This is a genomic window from Kribbella sp. NPDC104740, assembly GCF_055583505.1.
In genome coordinates, this window is the sequence record NZ_JBVJNV010000010.1 from 24,798 (window position 1) to 44,503 (window position 19,706).

Consider the following 19,706-nt stretch of genomic DNA (forward strand, 5'->3'; position numbering starts at 1 on the left):
TCGGGATCAGGGTCCGCCGGCCTGCTTTGGCGGCCGGTTCGTTCAGTACGTCGGAGGGAACGGCAGACCGATGTCGGCCATGCCTACGGGAATGGTTGTCCCGCATGGGGGGCTGTCCTTCCTGCACGCCTGTGAGGTTAGCTGTCGGGCTCGGGTCGGAAGTGTTACCCGGCCGCTGCTGCGGCTTCGCCCCAAGGAGCACCGGGGGCTGGTGCTCCGCGGAACCTGTGGTTCCCCCACTTCCGCCCTCTGTTGCTGGGTGGTAGGTAGATCGCCGGCCCGGAGGGCGGAACTCGGCGTTGCGCGCCGGCGACGGTGGTCGAGCCTCGCACGTCCCCAGGCCGGGCCAGGCGCGGGTGAGCTTACGCAGGTCCCGGCGAGGACCTCAAGATGTCCGAGAGCGCTCTTAACATGACCGAGCGTAGCCAGCTCACGGAACGTAAGATCACGGACAGATAACAACCGAAATCGTCACCGACCGTGTTCGAAACCTGTTATCCGGACGCTCCACCCGGCATTCGGTTTCGCTCTCGCGGGCGGAACATGACATTCTTTACATGCTTTGAAACGCTTGTTTTCAAGGCGTGTTCCCGGCCCAGGGCGTCGATGATCCGACCGGTGGTGGTGACGGCCGCGCTCAGCTGCAGGCTGTCACGGTGGTTCTCCTCGGCCGACACGGTGTGCGCTTCCGGGTTCGCCAGGACGCCGGTGAGGGCGGTCAGGAAGCCGTCGCGGTCCTCGCACAGCGTGACCAGGCCCAGGGCGCCCATCCGGCGCGAGAACTGCTGCTGGTGCTGGTCGATGTGCTCGTTCAGCAGCGGGTCCCGCGGGACGACGATCGGCTTGCGGCCCTGCTTGCGGACCTCGAGCATCGTCGCCGGGCCGCCGTGCGAGACGACGGCCGTGGCCTGGCGCATCAGCGCCTGCAGTTCGTCGTACGCGACGATGCCGACGCCCTTGGCCCGGCGTGGCCCGGGCGTGGAGCCGTGCTGGACGAGCGCCGTGCGGCCCTCGTGGCCGGGGAGCTCCAGGAAGTCGTCCACCCAGCCGACCAGGCGGTCGAAGTGGTGGTGGTCGGTGCCGAGGATGACCAGGACGTCGTACGTGTTCACAGCAGCCTCCCGACGACGGCGGACCCGGAGTAGAGCGCCTGCTGCTCGTCCCACTGGACGAGCATCCGGCTGGTGAACGGCCGGCAGAGCCGCGCGGTGAGCGTCGGGTGGTCGATCCGGTCGAAGACCTCGATGTAGACCGTCGGGATCCGGGCCAGCTTGCCGAGCACGAAGAACGGCAGCGCCACGCCGGCGCCGGTGGTGACGATCACGTCCGGCCGCTCGCGGCGCAGGACGGCGACCGCCAGGCCGAAGTTGCGGAGCAGGTTCTTCACGTTCCGCGTGGTCGGGTGGTAGGCGTACACCGCCCGCTGGCCGGCCAGCAGCGACTTGCCGTCCTCGGTCGGGAACGTCACCCAGCACACGTCCCGCTGGGACCACCACGGCCGCAACGTCATCAGCTGCGCCAGGTGGCCGCCGCTGGAACACACCATCAGAACCCGGATCGCCGGCACCGCCGCGTCGGCGGCCGGCCGGGGCTCGACGCTCGTCATCTCGCCTCGTTGACCATGCCGGCGCCCACGGTCCGGTTGGTCGCCTCGTCGATCAGGACGAAGCCACCGGTCGAGCGGTTGCGCTTGTACTCGTCGCACAGCAGCGGCTGGGTGGTCCGCAGGCGGACCCGGCCGATGTCGTTCAGCCCGAGGTGGTCGGCGCCCAGATCGCGGTGCAGCGAGTTCACGTCGAGCCGGTACTGCAGGTCCTTCACCATCGCCCGGGCGGTCCGGGTGGTGTGCTTGATCGCGAACTTCTGGCCCGGCCGCAGCGGCGCGTCGTCCATCCAGCAGACCATCGCGTCGACGTCCTGGGTGACCGTCGGGGCGTTGTTGACCCGGCAGATCATGTCGCCGCGGGAGATGTCGATCTCGTCGGTCAGCCGCAGCGTCACCGACATCGGCGCGAACGCCTCCTCGACCTCGCCGTCGGCGGTCTCGATCGAGCGGATCGTCGAGGTGAAGCCCGACGGCAGCACCATCACCTCGTCACCGGCCCGCAGCACTCCCCCGGCCACCTGGCCGGCGTACCCGCGGTAGTCGCGGTGGCTGTCGGACTGCGGGCGGATCACGTACTGGACCGGGAACCGGACGTCGATCAGGTTCCGGTCGCTGGCCACGTGCACGTTCTCCAGGTGGTGCAGCAGGCTCGGTCCGTCGTACCAGGGCATCGCGGCCGAGCGGGTGACGATGTTGTCGCCGAGCAGCGCGGACACCGGTACGACGGTGAGGTCGCCGATGTCGAGCTTGGCCGCGAACTCGGTGAACTCGGCCCGGATCTGTTCGAAGACGCTCTCCGAGTAGTCGACCAGGTCCATCTTGTTCACGCACAGCATCAGGTGCGGGACGTGCAGCAGGGTGGACAGGAACGCGTGCCGGCGGCTCTGCTCCAGCAGGCCCTTGCGGGCGTCGACCAGGATCAGCGCCAGGTCGGCCGTCGACGCGCCGGTCACCATGTTGCGGGTGTACTGGATGTGGCCGGGCGTGTCGGCGACGATGAACTTGCGCCGCGGCGTCGCGAAGTACCGGTAGGCGACGTCGATCGTGATGCCCTGCTCGCGCTCGGCCCGCAGGCCGTCGGTGAGCAGCGCCAGGTTCACGTAGTCGTCACCGCGGTCGCGGCTGGCCCGCTCGACCGACTCGATCTGGTCGGTGAAGACCGACTTGGTGTCGTACAGCAGCCGGCCGATCAGGGTGCTCTTGCCGTCGTCGACCGATCCCGCGGTCGCCAGTCTGAGGATGTCCACGTCAGAAGTACCCTTCCCGCTTGCGATCTTCCATCGCGGCCTCACTGAACTTGTCGTCGCCCCGGGTGGCGCCGCGCTCGGTGATCCGGGTCCCGGCCACCTCGTCGATCACCTTCTCGACGGTGTCGGCCGCCGACCGTACGGCGGCCGTCAGCGACGCGTCGCCGACGGTCCGGTAGCGCACGGTCTCGGTGAACACCGGCTCGGTTGCCTTGGGCAAGCAGTACTCGTGGACCGCGAACAGCATCCCGTTGCGCTCGAACACCTCGCGCTCGTGCGCGTAGTAGATCGAGGGCAGCTCGAGGCGCTCCTGGGCGATGTACTGCCAGATGTCCAGCTCGGTCCAGTTCGACAGCGGGAAGACCCGGATGCTCTCGCCCAGGTGGATCCGGCTGTTGTAGAGGTTCCACAGCTCCGGGCGCTGGTTCTTCGGGTCCCACTGGCCGAACTCGTCGCGGAACGAGAACATCCGCTCCTTGGCCCGGGCCTTGTCCTCGTCGCGGCGGGCGCCGCCGAAGACCGCGGTGAACTGGTGCTTCTCCAGCGCCTCCAGCAGGACCGGGGTCTGGATCCGGTTCCGGGTCCCGTCCGGCGGCGCCTGCACGAAGCCGCGGTCCAGCGCGTCCGGAACGCTTGCCACCAGCAACTGCAGGTTCAGCTCGGCGACCCGGCGGTCGCGGAACTCCAGCACCTCGGCGAAGTTGTGGCCGGTGTCGACGTGCATCACCGGGAACGGGATCCGGGCCGGGAAGAACGCCTTCTGCGCCAGCCGGAGCATCACGATCGAGTCCTTGCCGCCGGAGAACAGCAGCACCGGGCGCTCGAACTCCGCCGCGACCTCGCGGAAGATGTGAATGGCCTCCGACTCCAGCGTCTCCAGCTGCGTCAGCTGGTACCGGGGACTCATCGGGGCTCCAGGATGTGTACGGCGATCGCGGCCAGCAGCTCGTCGGCGACCTCGGGCCGGCAGACCACCAGGTCCGGCAGCTTCGGGTCGGGCTGGTTGTAGCGCAGCGCCGAGCCGTCGATCCGGCTGCAGAACAGCCCGGCCGCCTGTGCGACCGCGACCGGTGCGGCCGAGTCCCACTCGTACTGGCCACCCGCGTGCACGTAGGCGTCGGCTTCGCCGCGCAGTACGGCGGTCGCCTTCACGCCGGCCGACCCCATCGGGACCAGCTCGGCGTCCAGGTCGACGGCGAGCTTCTCGACCAGCGCCGGCGGGCGGCTGCGGCTGACCGCGATCCGCAGCGGGCCGGCCGCACGGGCGGTCAGCGGCTGCGGGTCTTCGGTGCCGTGGACAACGTTCATGGCCGGCAGCGCGACCGCTCCCGCGGTCAGCTCGCCGCGCTCCCACAGGGCGACGTGCACCGCCCAGTCGACGCGTGGCGGTTCGCCGTACTCGCGGGTGCCGTCGAGCGGGTCGATGATCCAGACCCGCTCGGCGCTGAGCCGCGCCGCGGAGTCCGCCGACTCCTCACTCAGTACGGCGTCGCCCGGCCGGTGCTCCCGCAGCGCGCCGATCAGCAGCTCGTTCGCCGATCGGTCGCCCTCGGCGCCCAGGACGCGGCCCGAACCCCCAGTCGCGCGCAGGTCGAGCAGCAGTCTGCCCGCCCGCGTCGCGAGTTCCACGGCCAACCGGCCGTCTTCAGTCGCCATCCGTTCCCCTCCATCGAGATGTCCCCCCGCGCGACTGACGTCGCTGCCGCACAGCCGCCCCCCAGCGGCCGTCCGGCTCAGTACGCGCCGGAGCCCTTCAGCACCGCCCGTGCGGTCTTCCACAAGATCAGCAGGTCCAGCGTCATCGACCAGTTGTCGACGTAGCGCAGGTCGAGCAGCACCGACTCGTCCCAGGACAGGTCGCTGCGGCCGCTCACCTGCCACAGCCCGGTCAGCCCCGGCTTCACGAGCATCCGACGGGTGTCGTCGGCGGCGTACTTGGCCACCTCGACCTCCAGCGGCGGTCGCGGGCCGACCAGCGACATCTCGCCGCGCAGCACGTTCAGCAGCTGCGGCAGCTCGTCCAGCGAGTAGCGCCGCAGCACCTTGCCGACCCTGGTCACCCGCGGGTCGGAGCGCAGCTTGAAGAGCACCCCGTTGCCGTCGCTGGCCGGGGTCAGCTCGACCAGCCGGGCCTCCGCGTCGACCACCATGGTGCGGAACTTCAGCATCGTGAACGGGACGTTGCCGCGGCCGACGCGGTGCTGCTTGAACAGCACCGGGCCGCGGCTGGTCAGCCGGACGGTGAGCGCGATCCCGAGCAGCAGCGGCAGCGCCAGGATCACCAGGACCAGCGCCATCAGCCGGTCGAAGATGCTCTTCAGCAGGTGCGGGCCGGCGCTCGACGACGGGCGCTCCAGGTGCAGCAGCGAGAGACCCGCGACCGGGCGGACCGAGATCCGCGGGCCAGCCACCTCGATGATGCCGGGCGACACGATCAGCTCGACACCGCGCTGCTCCAGCGCCCAGGACAGCCGGCGCAGCGACTGACCGGACAGCTCCGGATCGGCCGCGATCGCGACCACGTCCACGGCGTGCCGGTCGACGGCCGCCATGATGTCGGCCTCGTCCATGCTCTCCGGCACCAGTCCCGGCCGGGCGTCGCCGCGCGGCCGGCAGACCGCGACGACGCGGTACCCGTCCGCGGGACGCTCGGTCAGGCGCTCGCTCAGCGTGGCGGCCTCGGCGTCCCGGCCGACGACCAGGACCCGGCGCATGCAGCGCCCGCGGTAGCGGTGGCGGCTCAGGTCGCGACGCAGCAGGTACCGGAGAAGCAAGGCGAGGACCATCGTCGCCGGGATCGCCAGGACGACGAAACCGCGCGCGATCTCACTCTTGGTCGCGTACGACACGACGGCGACGACGGCGGTCAGCCCGAGGCCGGACCGCAGGATCGAGCGGAACTCGTCCGCGCCGGAGCCGAACGAGCGCGACTCGTAGCCGCGCGACAGCGCGACCGCGGCCACCCAGGCCAGCGGCAGCAGGCTGCCGAAGACCAGGTAGCCACCGCCGATCTGGTACCCGAAGCGGGTCAGCAGCGCGACCGAGGCGCCGATCACCGCGGCCAGCAGGTCGCCACCGATGGCAGCCCAGTGGTACACCGCGACCCACGGCGGGCGGGTCGCCCAGGTCGAGCGTGGAACGATCGCCGGCACCGTGTCCGGTACCACCCAGACCGGCTTGCGCCGGTCCGGCGCCTCCGCGATCAACGGCGCCAGGCCATCCTTGGACTTCTCCCCCACGACGGCACTATCCGTCACCCTCTGTCACCCCCCGGTGAACACCGCCCCCGGTTCCCCCCGGTGCGGTTTGCCGCATGTTCGCCACCTGGTCGGCGGCGGTTCAGCTGAGAGTACTACGCGTGACCGCTCTCGAACAGCACATCCGGCGAGTGATCGTTCCAAGATGAACGGCGGGCAACGCAAAAGGGCCGACCCGGGCAGGTCGGCCCTCTTCACGCATGGTCACACTCGGTGGCGGTCCGCCAGGAGGGGAACCCGGACCGGCACCGTCGGCGTCAGCCGGCGATCAGGCCGTCGCCGCTGATCAGTTCGCGCATCTCGGCCAGCGTGCTGTCGCCCGGCGGCAGGATCGCGTCGGAGTCGTGCAGCTCGTCGTCCGGCACCCGGTCGCCGCTGCGGACGAACTCCAGCAGCGCCGCGAACGCGGTCTTGAACCCGTCCTCGTCGCCGGCCGAGACGGCCTTCTCCAGGTCGGTGTCGACCGAGTTCAGCTGCTCGAGCTTCTCGTCGGCGAGCCGGTACTGACCCTCACCCATGATGCGAACGATCATCGAACGTCTCCGTCCTGCGGTCGAACCGGCTCGGCCTGCTGGACCGGCTGCTGGGCCGGCTGCGCCCCGCCGGGGGCGTCCTGGGACAGCTGCTTGGGCGCCTCGGACCCGCCGATCTGCGCCTTCATCGCGGCCAGCTCGCTCTCGACGTCGGAACCGGTGGACATCCGCTCGAGCTCGAGGGTGATGCTGTCCTTGCTGGTGCCGCTGGCGTCGTCGAGCGCGCCGGAGGCGAGCAGCTCGTCGATCGCGCCGGCCCGGGCCTGCATCTGCTGGGTCTTGTCCTCGGCGCGCTGGACCGCCAGGCCGACGTCGCTCATCTCCTCGGAGATACCGGAGAAGGCCTCGTTGATCCGGGTCTGCGCCTCGGCCGCCGTGTAGGTGGCCTTGATGGTCTCCTTCTTGGTGCGGAAGGACTCCACCTTGGCCTGCAGCCGCTGCGAGGCGAGGGTGAGCTTCTCCTCCTCGCCCTGGAGCTGGGCGTGCTGGGCGGTCAGGTCGTCGATCTGGCCCTGCAGGCCCGACTTGCGGGTCAGGGCCTCACGGGCGAGGTCCTCCCGGCCCATCGACAGCGCCTTCTGCGCCTGTTCCTGCAGCTTGGACGACTGGGCCTGCAGCTGCGAAGCCTGCAGCTCCACCCGCTTCCGGCTGGTGGCCACGTCGGCCACACCACGGCGTACCTTCTGCAGCAGCTCGAGCTGCTTCTGGTACGAGTAGTCAAGGGTTTCGCGAGGATCCTCGGCCTTGTCCAAGGCGGTGTTCGCCTTGGCCTTGAAGATCGTCGACATCCGCCTGAAGATGCTCATCGATATCCGTACCCCTTCTGTGCCGGAGAGTGGACCCGGCGTGCGTGTCATCCACCCTATGTCCCCATGGGTCACGACACCATCAGGACCGGCCCCGATAAACTGGTCCGATCCTCCGGGGACCACCCCGAGATCCCTTGACGCAGCCCGAATGAGGTCCAGGTCCCGTGTTTCGCCGTAGCAAGTCCGAGACAACCCCCGAGCCCGCCGCCGCGGAGCCCCAGGGCAAGGTCGGGGGCAAGGGCCGCCCGACCCCGACCCGGCGCGAGGCCGAGGCCTCCCGCAAGGCCGCGCTGAAGAAGCCGCGCAACCGCAAGGAGGCGGCGGCGTACCGGCGCGAGAAGATGCGCACCGAGCGGGCCAAGATGCAGGACGCGATGAAGACCGGCGACGACCGGTACCTGCCGGCCGCCGACAAGGGCCCGGTCCGCCGGTTCGCCCGCGACTACGTCGACGCCCGCTGGTCGGTGATGGAGTTCGCGCTGCCGGTGCTGCTGGTGATCTCGTTGCTCGGCGTCGTCTTCTCCGGCGTGTTCACCTGGCTGCCCGGGCTGGTGAACCTGCTGTTCCTGGTGATGATCGCGTGCATCGGGGCGGACTGGTTCTTCCTGTCCTCCGGCCTGAAGCGCGCGATCGCTCGCAAGTTCCCGAACGAGGGGACGCGGGGAATCGGGTTCTACGCCGTCCGGCGGACGATGCAGATGCGGCGCTGGCGGCTGCCCAAGCCGATGGTGGCCCGCGGCGAGAAGCCGGCCTGAGCAGCTGACCGCTGGTGTCCGCTGACTCTTCGCGCCCTCGCCTCGACGGGCCCTCCGGCCTGAGCAGCCTGTACGACGCGGCGCTGCACAACCTGCTGGACGTCAACGTCACCGCCGCCGGATTCGTCCGGGCCGGCGGAGGCTACGACGACCCGTGGACGCGGGATGCCGCGATCAACTGCTGGAACGCCGCCAGCCTGCTCGCGCCGGAGGTGGCCCGGGCGACGCTGCTGAAGGTCTGCGACCTGGACCGCGGAGTGGTCGCCCAGGACAACCAGTGGTGGGACCAGATCATCTGGGTGATCGGCGCGTGGCAGCACGTGGCCGTCACCGGCGACCGGGAGTTCGGCGCGGCGGCGTACGAGATCGGGCGGGCTTCGCTGGCCATCCTCGACCGGGAGCGCTTCGACCCGGCGACCGGGCTGTACCGTGGCCCGGCGCTGATGCAGGACGGGATCAGCGGGCTGCCGTCGTACGAGGAAGTGGAGTCGTCGGACGAGCAGGGCGGGTCGTTCGTGCTCGACTACCCGGGTACGGCGGAGCTGCAGTGTCTGTCGACCAACGCGGTGTACGTCCGGGCGCTGCGCTGCCTGGCGCTGCTGGGCGACGAGCCCCTGTTCGACCGCCGGGCCGACGTACTGACCGACGCGATCAACCTGCACCTCTGGGACGCCGCCAGAGGTCAGTACGGCTACTACTTGGGCCCGGACGGCCTCGACCCGCACCAGGAGACCGCCGGGCTCGCGCTGGCCGTCGACTTCGGCATCGCCGGGCCGTCGCGCACCCGCCAGATCCTCGAGAGCGCCCACCGCGAGCCGTACGGCATGGTCAACGTCTGGCCCCACTTCGACCGGTACGACGCCGACCGCCCCGGCCGCCACAACGCGATCTGCTGGCCGATGGTGATGGGCCTGTGGGGCGCGGCCGCCGCCTCCGCCGGCGACGTCCAGACCTTCGGCCAGACCCTCGACGACCTGACCCGCCTCTTCCACGGCTCCGGTGACGAGCTGTTCGAGCTCTACAACGCGGTGACCGGCGCCGTCGACGGCGGCTGGCAGGTGGGCCGCCAGTGGGAGTCCCTCCCCCACCAGACCTGGTCCGCCACGGCGTACCTCCGCCTGATCCACGAGTCCCTCTTCGGCCTCCACTTCACCCCCGACGGCATCACCGTCCGCCCGACGGTCCCGAACGGCCTGGGCGACCTCCACCTGACCGGCCTCCGCTACCGCGCCGCCACCCTCGACCTCACCCTGACCGGCTCAGGCACCACAGCCGCCGTACAGCTCGACGGCCACCCGGCCACCGTCGTACCGGCCGACCTCACCGGTCACCACACGCTGGTGATCGACGTCCACTGACCGCCTCGGCGAGCGGCTGTCCGCCGGTGGAAGTAGGGTCGGACCCATGGACTTTCGGTATCTCGGAAACAGTGGACTGAAGGTCAGCGAGATCTCCTACGGGAACTGGCTGACGCACGGGTCGCAGGTGGAGAACGAGCAGGCGAAGGCTTGTGTGAAGGCGGCGCTGGAGGCCGGGATCACGACGTTCGACACCGCGGACACCTACGCGAACACCGCGGCGGAGAGTGTGCTCGGGGAGGCGCTGGAGGGGCAGCGGCGGGAGTCGCTGGAGATCCTCACCAAGGTGTACTGGCCGACCGGGCCGTTGGGGCCGAACGACACCGGGCTGTCGCGCAAGCACATCCACGAGTCGATCAACGCGTCGCTGAAGCGGCTCAAGACCGACTACGTGGACGTGTACCAGGCGCACCGGTTCGACACCGAGACGCCGCTGGAAGAGACGATGGAGGCCTTCGCCGACGTCGTCCGGCAGGGCAAGGCGCTCTACATCGGTACGTCGGAGTGGACCGCCGACCAGCTCCGTGAAGGCCACCGGCTCGCGCGTGAGCTGCGGATCCCGCTGGTGTCGAACCAGCCGCAGTACAACATGCTCTGGCGGGTCATCGAGGCCGAGGTCGTCCCGGCGTCGGAGGAGCTCGGGATCGGGCAGGTCGTGTTCTCCCCGATCGCGCAGGGCGTGCTGACCGGGAAGTACAAGCCGGGTCAGCAGCCGCCGGAGGGCTCGCGCGCGACCGACTCCAAGGGCGGCGCGAACATGATCAGCCGCTGGCTCAAGGACGACGTGCTGGAGCGCGTCGCGGAGCTGCAGCCGATCGCCGACGAGGCCGGTCTGAGCATGTCGCAGCTGGGCGTGGCCTGGGTGCTGCAGAACCCGAACGTCTCCTCGGCGATCATCGGCGCCTCCCGCCCCGAGCAGGTCGGCGAGAACGTCAAGGCGGCCGGGGTGAAGCTCGAGGACGCGCTGCTGAAGCGGATCGACGAGGCGCTCGGCAGCGTCGTCGAGCGGGACCCGGCCAAGACCGCGCAGAACGCGCCGCAGACCCGGCCGGGCTCGTGAGCTGGACGTGGCGGTACGAGACCGCCGCCGGTGAGCCGGCCGACCCGGGCGACCTGGGCACCGGGGACTTCTCGGCCCAGGGCGACGCGGAGAGCTGGCTGGGTGAGATCTGGCGCGAGCTGGCCGAGCAGGGCGTCGCGCAGGTCTACCTGCTCGAGGACGGGCGCGAGGTCTACGGCCCGATGAGCCTGGCCGCGCAGGAGTAGTAAGCAAGAACACAGCGCCGCTCTTCTCCCCAGCAGACTCGGGAGAAGGGCGGCGCTGCGTCCGAGCAGGATAAGCTGCGGCCGAACCACTGCTGTGCCGCAGGGAAGCCGGTCCGAAGCCGGCGCTGACCCGCAACCGTAGGCCGCACCCGGACTCGCCGGGCGGCGGTGAGCCGGAACACTGCGTCCAGGCAGCAGGCTCACCGACCCGCCGAGGACCGCGGGAGGAGCCGGCCCCGTGTTCGCCGCGGTGGCGCCTCTCCTCTCGCTGGGCTCTCGGCCCGAGCGAGGACACGAGATGACTGCACACCGGACCCTGCGACTGGTCCTCAGCCTGCTGGCGGGTCTCCTGCTGGCGGGGACCGTCACCGCCGCTGCTGCCCAAGCAACCGGTACGACGGAGGCAAGCCCGGCCGGAGCCGTCGGCCCGGCCCGCGCGGCCGAGGACGGCTACCGGTTCTGGGGCTACTACCAGTGGACCAACGGCCAGTGGGCGTTCGCCCAGAAGGGCGCCGACCAGATCGTCCCGGCCGACGGTTCGGTCGAGGGCTGGCGGTACGCCGTCGGCGGTGCCAAGCCGCGCGTCCCCCGGGCCGCCGGCGACTTCGCCACCATCTGCGGCGCGACCCCGGCCGAGACCGGCAAGAAGCGCGTCGCTCTCGTCGTCGATCCCGGTACGCCGGCCGACTCCGAGTCGGGCGTCGCCCCGCCGCCGCCCACCGGGACCTGCATCGTCACCGACGCCAAGGCGAACGGCGCGAAGGTGCTGGCCGCGACCGGCCCGGTCCGGATCGAGAAGGGCCTGACCTGCGGCATCGCCGGCTACCCGGCGACCGGTTGCGGTACCGCGGTGAAGGACATCAAGGTCCCGGCCACCGACGCCCCGGTCACGCTGGAGATCGGCCCGGCGGTCGGCTCGGCCGCCACCCCGACCCCGGCGCCGAACCCGACCAACGCGGCGCAGCCGCCGACGGCCGAGGACGACGGCGGCGCTCCGGTGACCGGCATCGTCGTCGCGGCGGTCGTCGTACTGCTGCTGGCCGGTGGTGGCTTCGTGCTGGCTCGCCGGCGTACGCAGAGCTGATCAGGTGCGCGCGGTCCACCACCTGACTCTCCCCCGGGCTCTGCACCCGGGGGCGTGGTGGTTGTGGGCCCTCGGCCTGGCGGTCGCCGCCAGCAGGACACGCAACCCGGTGCTGCTGATCCTCATCCTGGCGGTGGCCGGCTTCGTCGTGGCCGCGCGCCGCAGCGATGCCCCCTGGGCCAACAGCTACCTGGCGTTCCTGAAGCTCGGGCTGGTGGTGATCGGTGTCCGCGTCGTCCTGCAGGCGCTGCTCTCCACCCGCTCACAGGGCAACACGCTGCTCTTCACGCTCCCGCAGATCCCCCTGCCCGACTGGGCCAACGGTGTGAAGCTCGGCGGTGAGGTGACGGCCGAGGCCCTGGTCACAGCCCTGTACGACGGCGGCCAGCTCGCCGTCATGCTGTGCTGCATCGGCGCCGCCAACGCGCTGGCCAGCCCGCGCCGCCTGCTGAAGTCGTTGCCGGGGGCCCTCTACGAGATGGGCGTCGCCTGCGTGGTCGCACTGACCTTCGCGCCGCAGCTGGTCACCGACGCCCGCCGGATCCGTGGCGCTCGCCGCCTCCGCGGCCGCACCCGCGGCTCCTTCCGTACGACGGCCATGCCGGTCCTGGAAGGCGCACTGGACCGCTCGGTCGAGCTGGCCGCCGCCATGGACTCCCGCGGCTACGGCCGGACAGCGCATGTCCCCCGCCGCCAGCGCCGGATCACCGGCGCCGCGGTGCTGCTCGGGCTGCTGGGCATCATGCTCGGCGTCTACTCCCTGCTCACCGACGCGATGGCCGCACCGGTTGCCGCGGGCGCGCTGGCGGTCGGCGTACTGCTGGCGACCGGCGCGATGGCCGTCGGGCGGCAGCGCGTCACGCGCACCCGCTACCGGCCGGACCCGTGGGCGCTGCCGGAGTGGCTCGTCATCGGCTCCAGTGCGCTCGCTGCGGCGGCGCTGATCGTCGCTGCGGCTCGCGGCGTCGAGGGCCTGGTGCTGCCGGGCCCACTCGTCGTACCGCCGGTGCCGCTGCTCCCGGTGATCGGCATCCTGATCGGGCTGGCCCCTGCGGTCGCCGCTCCTCCCCTGACCCGACGACGTGAGCTGGTGCCCGCATGATCGAGTTCGACCGGGTCACCGTCACGTACGACGGCGCCGACGCGCCGGCGCTGCGCGACGTGAGCTTCACCGTGCCCGAGGGCGAGCTGGCGCTGGTGATCGGCCGGACCGGCTCCGGCAAGTCCACGCTGCTGCGGGCGATCAACGGGCTGGTCCCGCACTTCACCGGCGGCACGTTGTCCGGCCGAGTGCTGGTCGACGGCCGCGACACCAAGGACTACCGGCCGCGCGACCTGGCGGACGTGGTCGGCATCGTCGGGCAGGACCCGATGGCCGGGTTCGTCACCGACACGGTCGAGGACGAGCTGGCGTACAGCATGGAGTCGCTGGGCGTGGCTCCGGACGTGATGCGCCGCCGGGTCGAGGAGACGCTCGACCTGCTGGGACTGGCCGACGTACGGGACCGGCCACTGACCGCGCTGTCCGGTGGGCAGCGGCAGCGGACGGCTATCGGCGCTGCGCTGACCTCCCACCCTGCGGTGCTCGTGCTGGACGAGCCGACGTCGGCGCTGGACCCGCAGGCCGCTGAGGAGGTGCTGGCCGCGCTGCAGCGGCTGGTGCACGACCTGGGCGTGACGGTGGTGATGGCAGAGCACCGGCTCGAGCGGGTGATCCAGTACGCCGACAGAGTGATCGAGATCTCCGGTGCTGTGTCCACTGGTCTGCCTGCTGACCTCATGGTCACCGCACCCGTTGCTCCCCCGGTGGTGGAGCTGGGGCGGCTTGCTGGCTGGTCGCCGCTGCCGCTGTCGGTGCGGGACGCGCGCCGGGCGGCCGGCGTACTGCGGGAGCGGCTGGGCGACCACCGGCCGGCTCCGCGCGTCGCCGCGATCGGCGAAGAGCTTGCCCGGTGCAACGATCTCGTCGTGAGCTACGGGAGCGTGCCGGCGCTGCGTGGGGTGTCGCTGGAGCTGCGGGCCGGTGAGGTGGTCGCGCTGATGGGCCGCAACGGCGCTGGCAAGTCCACACTGCTCAACGCGCTGGTGGGGCTCGTGCAGCCGCGCTCCGGGAGTGTGGTGGCGGCGGGGATCGACCCCCGGCGTACGAAGCCGAAGCAGCTGGTCAAGGCGGTCGGGCTGGTGCCGCAGGAGCCTGCTGATCTCCTCTACGCGCCGACGGTGGCTGAGGAGTGCGCTGGTGCTGACAGCGACTTCCGGGTCGCAGCTGGCAAGTGCCGGGCGTTGCTGGAGCGGCTGGCGCCTGACATCGACGACCAGCTGCACCCGCGCGACCTGTCCGAGGGACAGCGGCTGTGCTTGGCGCTGGCCGTCGTACTGTGTGGGGCTCCGCCTCTGCTGTTGCTGGACGAGCCGACGCGTGGGCTGGACTACGGCGCGAAGCGGCGGCTGGTGGAGATCCTGCGGGAGCTTGCTGCCGACGGGCACGCGGTGGTGCTGTCCACGCACGACGTGGAGATGGTGGCGGAGGTCGCGACGCGGGTGCTGGTGCTGGCTGACGGTGAGCTGGTCAGCGACGGCGAGACCGCGACGGTGATCGCTGGTTCGCCGGCGTTCGCGCCGCAGGTCGCCAAGATCCTGGCGCCGTTGCCGTTCCTGACCGTCGGTGAAGTCGCCACCGCCCTGGAGAGGGCATCTTGAACCGACTCGTTCGGCTGAAGCCTCGCAGTACGGCGACGCTGCTGCTCGCGTCGCTGGTCGGCGTACTGGCGTTCGGCTGGCCGCTGATCTGGCAGACCGACCAGGCCGGCGCCTCCGCGCTCGGCCACACCACTGACGCGCCCTGGCTGTTCGTCCTGCTGCTGCCGTTGCTGGTGGCCGTCGTACTGGCTGAGCTGGCCGAGTCGGGCATCGACGCGAAGGTGATCTCCCTGCTCGGCATGCTCGCTGCTGTCGGGGCTGCCTTGCGTGCACTCGGTCCCGGGACGGCAGGTCTCGAGCCGGGCTTCTTCCTCCTGATTCTGGCCGGCCGAGCGTTCGGCGCCGGCTTCGGCTTCGTGCTGGGCGCTGTGTCACTGCTGGCCGGCGCCCTGATCAGCGGCGGCGTCGGGCCGTGGATGCCGTTCCAGATGCTCGCGTGCGCCTGGGTGGGCTGCCTGGCCGGCCTGCTGCCGCGCGCCGGCGGCCGGCTCGAGCTGCTGCTGCTCGCGGCGTACTCGCTGGTCGCCGGCATCCTGTACGGCGTGGTGATGAACCTGTGGTTCTGGCCGTACGCGACCTTCGGCAGCGACTTCTCGTTCATCCCCGGCGACGGCCTGGCCGAGAACCTGCACCGCTACTTCCTGTTCGTGGTCGCCACGTCGCTGGGCTGGGACATCCCGCGCGGCATCCTCTGCGCGGTGCTGGTGCTCGCGCTCGGCCGCCCGGTCCTGAAGGCCTTCCGCCGGACCGCCCGGAAGGCCGCCTTCGACGTACCGGTCAGCTTCGAGCGCTGACCGCTCAGCGCCGCAGCCGCAACGCGGAGACCAGGAAGAAGATCCCGCCGAGGATCGCGTAGCCGCCGATGTTGGCCAGCGACGGGTCGTCGGCGGAGGCCATCAGCGCGAACGACGAGCCGGCCAGCACCGAGATACCGCCGCTCAGGATCATCGGCCACTGGCCGCCGAGCGCGCGCCGCCGGACCGCGACCACGAGCTGGACCAGCCCGGCGACGATCGCCCACGCGCCCCAGACCCGCAGGACCGCCGGGATCCCGGACGCCGCCGCGATCGCGAGGCCGACGGTCGCCAGGGCGCTGATCACGATGTTCGCGACCAGGACCTGGTTCTTCGAGGTGCGCAGGTCGACGACCGCCGCGGCGACGTCGAAGAGCGGGTAGAGCACGAGCAGCGTCACGCTCAGCGGGCCGAGCTTCGAGGCGCTGACCAGCAGCAGGAGCGCCCAGACGAGGGCGAAACCGAAGCGGACGAGGTAGAGCTGGCGCAGGGTGGCCGGGACGGCGGTGGTGGGCGAGGTGGGGGTCGCGGTGGACATCAGTGGCTTCCGATCGAGAGAGGTAGACTAACTAGTAACTCTACTATCGATCATGCCCCCACCAGCCCGCTTCGCGCAACCCACGAGGAGGCCACGTACGATGCCGACCATGACCGAGCCGGTGCGGGAACGACTGCTCGCGGCCGCCGACGAGCTCTTCTACGCGCACGGGATGCGCGCGGTCAGCGCGGACAAGATCATCGACCGGGTCGGCACCACCAAGGTGACCTTCTACCGGCACTTCCGGACCAAGGACGACCTCGTCGTCGCCTACCTGGAGCGGCGCGCGGCCGCCGAGCGGGAAGGTGTCGAGGCGGTGATCGAGGCCTCCGGCGGTGACGCCGAGGCTGGGCTGCGGATGATGTCCGAAGGACTGCGGACGATGGCCTGTACGGCGGGGTTTCGCGGGTGCCCGTTCATCAACGCCGCCGCGGAGTACGCCGACGCCGAGAGCCCGGTACGGCGGGTCGTCGACTCGCACCGGGCGTGGTGGACGAAGGCGTTCGGGCGCATGGTCGCGCCGCTCGGGCTGCCGGATCACACGGCAGCGGACCTGATGGTGCTGCGCGACGGGGCGATGGTCGCGGGGTATCTGGGCGACGCGGATGCGGCGGCGGAGTCGTTCCTGCGGGCGGGTCAGGCGTTGCTTCGTGGCTGAGCTGGTCAGCTCCGGGGACAGCGCGACGGTGGACGGCGTACTGCGGTTGTCGGCCGATGGATTCACGCCGGTCGCGGGGTACGAGGTCGCTCGGGTGCGGACGGGGAGCGGGGTTCGGTACGACGTACTGACGCCTGCTGGGGAACGGGTTTCGTGGACTGCGCCGGGCGGTGTGGTGCGGACGTTGGTGCTGGGTGGGGCGCGGTCGGGGAAGTCGACCGAGGCTGAGCGGTTGCTCGCCGATGCTCCCGACACGGTTTACGTGGCGACCGGCGGGGACGGGTCGGCGGATCCCGAGTGGGCCGATCGGATCGCGAAGCACCGGGCGCGGCGGCCGGGGTCGTGGGGGTTGGTGGAGACCATCGAGCTGGTGCCGTTGCTCGAGGCGGACGGACCGCCGCTGCTGATCGACTGCTTGACGTTGTGGCTGGCGCGGACGATGGACGCTTGTGAGATCTGGGAGCATCCGGAGAATCTGCCGGCGGTCGAGCGGCGGATCGACCAGCTGGCGGCGGCCTGGTCGACGGGGTCGCGAAAGATTGTTGCTGTGAGCAATGAGGTGGGGTCGGGGGTGGTGCCGGCCGATGCGGGAACCAGGTTGTTCCGGGATCTGATGGGTCGCTTGAACGCGATGATCTCCAGGGAGTCCGACCTGGTGCTGTGGTGTGTCGCCGGCCGGACGATCGCGCTGTGAGCGCGACGCTGCCGGGAGGGCGCCGGGATGCTTGACGGATTGCGGCTCGCGTTCGGGACGCTGACCGTCCTCCCCACCCCGGCGCCTCGGCGGGTGGATCGAGCCGTGGCCGGCGGGGCGATGCTGCTCGCACCGGTGGCCGGTGTGGTGATCGGCGGGCTGGCCGCGGCGGTGGTCGCGGCTGCTCAGGCTCTGCAGCCGGAGGCTGACCTGCTGGCCGCCGTACTGGGTGTGGTCGCACTCTGCGTACTCTCCGGCGCGCTGCACCTGGACGGGCTGGCCGACACCGCCGACGCGTTCGGGAGCCGGCGCGACCGCGAGACCAAGCTGCGGATCATGAAGCAGAGCGACATCGGCCCGTTCGGGGTGGTCGCGATCGCCGCCGTCCTGCTGATCGACGTCGCCGCGCTCACGACCTGCATCCAGGCCGGCTTCGGCTGGCAGGCGATCCTCGTCGCCACCGTCGCGAGCCGGCTCACCCTGCCCTGGTCCTGCCGCACCCGCGTCCCGTCCGCCCGCCCGGAGGGTCTGGGCGCGATGGTCGCCGCCACCGTCCGCCCGTACGCCGCCACGCTCGTCACCGTCGCAGCCCTCGCGCTGCTCGTGGCCCTCGCGTGGCTCACCTTCCCGGTTGCGGACGAGCCCTCCGCAGGCGTCCTCCGCGGCGCTCATCAAACCGCGCCCGGCCCCGCCGTCTTCACGTTCGGCATCGCCGAGGACCCCGCGGTTGCCACCTGGCCGATCCTCGTCGGCATCGCGCTCGCGCTGATGCTCTGCGTCATGCTCGCCCTCGCCGCCACCCGCCGGGCCACCACCGCGCTCGGCGGGATCACCGGTGACACCCTCGGCGCGACCATCGAGCTCGCCGTACCGCTCGCACTGCTCGTCCTCGCGCTCACTGTCTGAGGTCCTCCGGGCACAGCACGTAGTACCCGTTCGAACGTTCAGAGGGTTCGACCCTGCTGGGACTGGTGGTGCATTAGTGTCGCGGCGGACGTTCTGACGGGCAGGACTACGCGTAACGGCGAGGACACATGGCGATCACGGTCGGGCCGAGGATCAGCATTCCGGCGACGGAATCCCTCCGATCCGTTATCTTTATGTAATGAACGCAACCCGCCCGGCACCAGGCTCACAGGCTTCGCTCCGCGAAGCCAACCGTGAGCGTGTTCTGGGGGTTGTCCGGCAGCACGGTCCGCTCACCCAGGTCGAGATCGCCGCCGCCTCCGGACTGTCCGCCGCCACGGTGTCCAACATGGTCAAGGAGCTCGACCAGGCCGGTCTGGTCGGGGTCTCCCCCAGCATCCGCAACGGCCGCCGCGCCGTCCTGGTGTCGCTCGCCTCCGGCGGCGGCCTGCTCGCCGGGGTCGCGTTCGGCGAGCGTGACGTCCGGGTCGCGATCGCGTCCGAGAGCCGCGAGATCCTCGCCGAGCAGCTGATGCCGCTGCAGGCCGACCACATCGCCGACGACGGGATGGAACGCGCCGCGCGGCTGCTCGCCGACCTCGCGGAGACCGTCGGCCAGGGCGTCGAGGACATCGGCGCGATCGGGTTCGGGCTGCCGACGCCGGTCGACTCGGTCAGCGGAGAGGCCGGGTCGGACGCCGTCCTGCCCGGCTGGCGCGGGGTGAACGTCGCCGCGGCGATGGCCGGGTACCTGCGGGCGCCCGTCGTACTGGACAACACGGCGAACCTGGCCGCCCTGGGCGAACTGCGGGCCGGCGCGCTGCGCGACGTGCAGCACGGGTGCTACATCAAGTTCTCGTACGGCGTGGGCGCGGGGATCGTGCTCGGTGGCGAGGTGTTCCGCGGCTCGGCCGGGACGGCGGGCGAGATCGGGCACCTGACCATCGACGAGAACGGCCCGATCTGCCGCTGCGGCAACCGCGGCTGCCTGGACACCTTCGTCGGCTCCCGCGCGCTGCTCAGCTCGATCGCCGCGTCGCACGGCCCGCTGCGGCTGCGCGACGTGATCACCCGCGCGCTCGGCGGCGATCTCGGCTGCCGGCGCGTGATCGAGGACGCCGGGCGCCGGGTCGGTGTCGCGGTGGCCGGGCTGGTGAACCTGTTCAACCCCGAGGTGATCGTCGTCGGCGGCAAGATGGCCGAGGCCGGCGACCTGATCATGGCGCCGCTGCGCGAGGCCCTGGACCGCTGCGCGATCCCGAGCGCGGCGGCGACGGTCGAGCTACGCCCGGCCGAACTGGGCGATGCGGCCGACGTACTGGGAGCCATCGAACTGGCTTCCGTGCTCAGTCACGCCCGCGTAGCCCGCGCGTAACGCACCGCACGCGCTCGATCTCGTCGCGGTGAGCGCTCTCACGCCGTACGGCATCGCTGTGACAACGATATTTCTATTTCTTGAATTCAAGGCTTGACGACAACCGTCCAGAGGGCTTGACTCTGC

21 protein-coding genes and 1 riboswitch are annotated in these 19,706 nt (G+C 71.0%); of the genes, 12 read left to right on the top strand and 9 right to left on the bottom strand.

Annotation, left to right across the window (positions count from 1 at the left end):
- Positions 1 to 112: 112 nt before the first annotated feature.
- Positions 113 to 272: riboswitch (cyclic di-AMP (ydaO/yuaA leader) on the bottom strand.
- A gap of 222 nt (positions 273 to 494) precedes the next feature.
- From ACZ6Z4_RS35640 to ACZ6Z4_RS35675, 8 genes are all read right to left on the bottom strand, one after another.
- Complete coding sequence (locus tag ACZ6Z4_RS35640) at positions 495 to 1,112, bottom strand: glycosyltransferase (protein WP_465575482.1); 618 nt, start codon at positions 1,110 to 1,112, stop codon at positions 495 to 497.
- A complete protein-coding gene (pssD, locus tag ACZ6Z4_RS35645; RefSeq protein ID WP_465575486.1) occupies positions 1,109 to 1,606 on the bottom strand; it encodes a PssD/Cps14F family polysaccharide biosynthesis glycosyltransferase in 498 nt (165 codons plus the stop codon). The genes ACZ6Z4_RS35640 and pssD overlap by 4 nt, the downstream gene beginning before the upstream one ends.
- Entirely contained in the window at positions 1,603 to 2,847 is a 1,245-nt protein-coding gene (gene cysN, locus ACZ6Z4_RS35650) for a sulfate adenylyltransferase subunit CysN (protein WP_465576271.1), read from the bottom strand. The genes pssD and cysN overlap by 4 nt, the downstream gene beginning before the upstream one ends.
- Before the next feature lie 7 nt (positions 2,848 to 2,854).
- Entirely contained in the window at positions 2,855 to 3,760 is a 906-nt protein-coding gene (gene cysD, locus ACZ6Z4_RS35655; protein ID WP_465575489.1) for a sulfate adenylyltransferase subunit CysD, read from the bottom strand.
- On the bottom strand, positions 3,757 to 4,509 hold the full coding sequence (locus ACZ6Z4_RS35660; RefSeq protein WP_465575492.1) for a 3'(2'),5'-bisphosphate nucleotidase CysQ: 753 nt from the start codon (positions 4,507 to 4,509) through the stop codon (positions 3,757 to 3,759). Before ACZ6Z4_RS35660 ends, cysD begins: the two co-directional genes overlap by 4 nt.
- A gap of 77 nt (positions 4,510 to 4,586) precedes the next feature.
- A complete protein-coding gene (locus ACZ6Z4_RS35665) occupies positions 4,587 to 6,110 on the bottom strand; it encodes a sugar transferase (RefSeq protein ID WP_465575495.1) in 1,524 nt (507 codons plus the stop codon).
- A 257-nt stretch (positions 6,111 to 6,367) separates the two neighbouring features.
- A complete protein-coding gene (pspAA, locus tag ACZ6Z4_RS35670) occupies positions 6,368 to 6,643 on the bottom strand; it encodes a PspA-associated protein PspAA (protein WP_465575500.1) in 276 nt (91 codons plus the stop codon).
- Positions 6,640 to 7,449 (bottom strand): PspA/IM30 family protein, encoded by an 810-nt coding sequence (locus tag ACZ6Z4_RS35675; RefSeq protein WP_465575504.1) that lies wholly within the window; start codon positions 7,447 to 7,449, stop codon positions 6,640 to 6,642. The genes pspAA and ACZ6Z4_RS35675 overlap by 4 nt, the downstream gene beginning before the upstream one ends.
- 167 nt (positions 7,450 to 7,616) lie before the next feature.
- On the opposite strand from ACZ6Z4_RS35675, the gene ACZ6Z4_RS35680 reads away from it, so the two are divergent.
- From ACZ6Z4_RS35680 to ACZ6Z4_RS35715, 8 genes are all read left to right on the top strand, one after another.
- On the top strand, positions 7,617 to 8,207 hold the full coding sequence (locus ACZ6Z4_RS35680; RefSeq protein WP_465575508.1) for a DUF3043 domain-containing protein: 591 nt from the start codon (positions 7,617 to 7,619) through the stop codon (positions 8,205 to 8,207).
- A 14-nt stretch (positions 8,208 to 8,221) separates the two neighbouring features.
- A complete protein-coding gene (locus tag ACZ6Z4_RS35685) occupies positions 8,222 to 9,565 on the top strand; it encodes an MGH1-like glycoside hydrolase domain-containing protein (RefSeq protein ID WP_465575511.1) in 1,344 nt (447 codons plus the stop codon).
- Positions 9,566 to 9,611: 46 nt separating this feature from the next.
- Positions 9,612 to 10,625: an aldo/keto reductase family protein gene (locus ACZ6Z4_RS35690; RefSeq protein ID WP_465575517.1), complete on the top strand. Its 1,014-nt coding sequence runs from the start codon at positions 9,612 to 9,614 to the stop codon at positions 10,623 to 10,625.
- Positions 10,622 to 10,831 carry a hypothetical protein gene (locus tag ACZ6Z4_RS35695; RefSeq protein ID WP_465575522.1) on the top strand — a complete coding sequence of 70 codons (210 nt, stop codon included), beginning with the start codon at positions 10,622 to 10,624 and terminating at the stop codon, positions 10,829 to 10,831. The genes ACZ6Z4_RS35690 and ACZ6Z4_RS35695 overlap by 4 nt, the downstream gene beginning before the upstream one ends.
- Before the next feature lie 298 nt (positions 10,832 to 11,129).
- Complete coding sequence (locus ACZ6Z4_RS35700) at positions 11,130 to 11,915, top strand: SCO2322 family protein (protein WP_465575528.1); 786 nt, start codon at positions 11,130 to 11,132, stop codon at positions 11,913 to 11,915.
- A 4-nt stretch (positions 11,916 to 11,919) separates the two neighbouring features.
- A complete protein-coding gene (locus ACZ6Z4_RS35705; protein WP_465575531.1) occupies positions 11,920 to 13,017 on the top strand; it encodes an energy-coupling factor transporter transmembrane component T in 1,098 nt (365 codons plus the stop codon).
- Positions 13,014 to 14,615, top strand: a complete 1,602-nt coding sequence (locus ACZ6Z4_RS35710) for an ABC transporter ATP-binding protein (protein ID WP_465575535.1) — start codon at positions 13,014 to 13,016, stop codon at positions 14,613 to 14,615. Before ACZ6Z4_RS35705 ends, ACZ6Z4_RS35710 begins: the two co-directional genes overlap by 4 nt.
- On the top strand, positions 14,612 to 15,409 hold the full coding sequence (locus ACZ6Z4_RS35715; RefSeq protein ID WP_363671312.1) for an ECF transporter S component: 798 nt from the start codon (positions 14,612 to 14,614) through the stop codon (positions 15,407 to 15,409). Before ACZ6Z4_RS35710 ends, ACZ6Z4_RS35715 begins: the two co-directional genes overlap by 4 nt.
- 4 nt (positions 15,410 to 15,413) lie before the next feature.
- Here ACZ6Z4_RS35715 and ACZ6Z4_RS35720 read toward each other — a convergent pair whose 3' ends face one another.
- Positions 15,414 to 15,947, bottom strand: a complete 534-nt coding sequence (locus ACZ6Z4_RS35720) for a hypothetical protein (protein ID WP_465575540.1) — start codon at positions 15,945 to 15,947, stop codon at positions 15,414 to 15,416.
- 109 nt (positions 15,948 to 16,056) lie between these two features.
- Here ACZ6Z4_RS35720 and ACZ6Z4_RS35725 point away from each other — a divergent pair, with 109 nt between their 5' ends.
- From ACZ6Z4_RS35725 to ACZ6Z4_RS35740, 4 genes are all read left to right on the top strand, one after another.
- The gene (locus ACZ6Z4_RS35725; protein ID WP_465575543.1) at positions 16,057 to 16,605 is read left to right on the top strand and encodes a TetR/AcrR family transcriptional regulator; all 549 of its coding nucleotides are present in this window, start codon (positions 16,057 to 16,059) and stop codon (positions 16,603 to 16,605) included.
- On the top strand, positions 16,598 to 17,299 hold the full coding sequence (locus ACZ6Z4_RS35730; RefSeq protein ID WP_465575546.1) for a bifunctional adenosylcobinamide kinase/adenosylcobinamide-phosphate guanylyltransferase: 702 nt from the start codon (positions 16,598 to 16,600) through the stop codon (positions 17,297 to 17,299). Before ACZ6Z4_RS35725 ends, ACZ6Z4_RS35730 begins: the two co-directional genes overlap by 8 nt.
- 27 nt (positions 17,300 to 17,326) lie before the next feature.
- Positions 17,327 to 18,205 (top strand): adenosylcobinamide-GDP ribazoletransferase, encoded by an 879-nt coding sequence (locus ACZ6Z4_RS35735; protein ID WP_465575549.1) that lies wholly within the window; start codon positions 17,327 to 17,329, stop codon positions 18,203 to 18,205.
- Positions 18,206 to 18,404: 199 nt separating this feature from the next.
- Positions 18,405 to 19,580: an ROK family transcriptional regulator gene (locus tag ACZ6Z4_RS35740; protein WP_465575552.1), complete on the top strand. Its 1,176-nt coding sequence runs from the start codon at positions 18,405 to 18,407 to the stop codon at positions 19,578 to 19,580.
- Positions 19,581 to 19,706 lie beyond the last annotated feature (126 nt).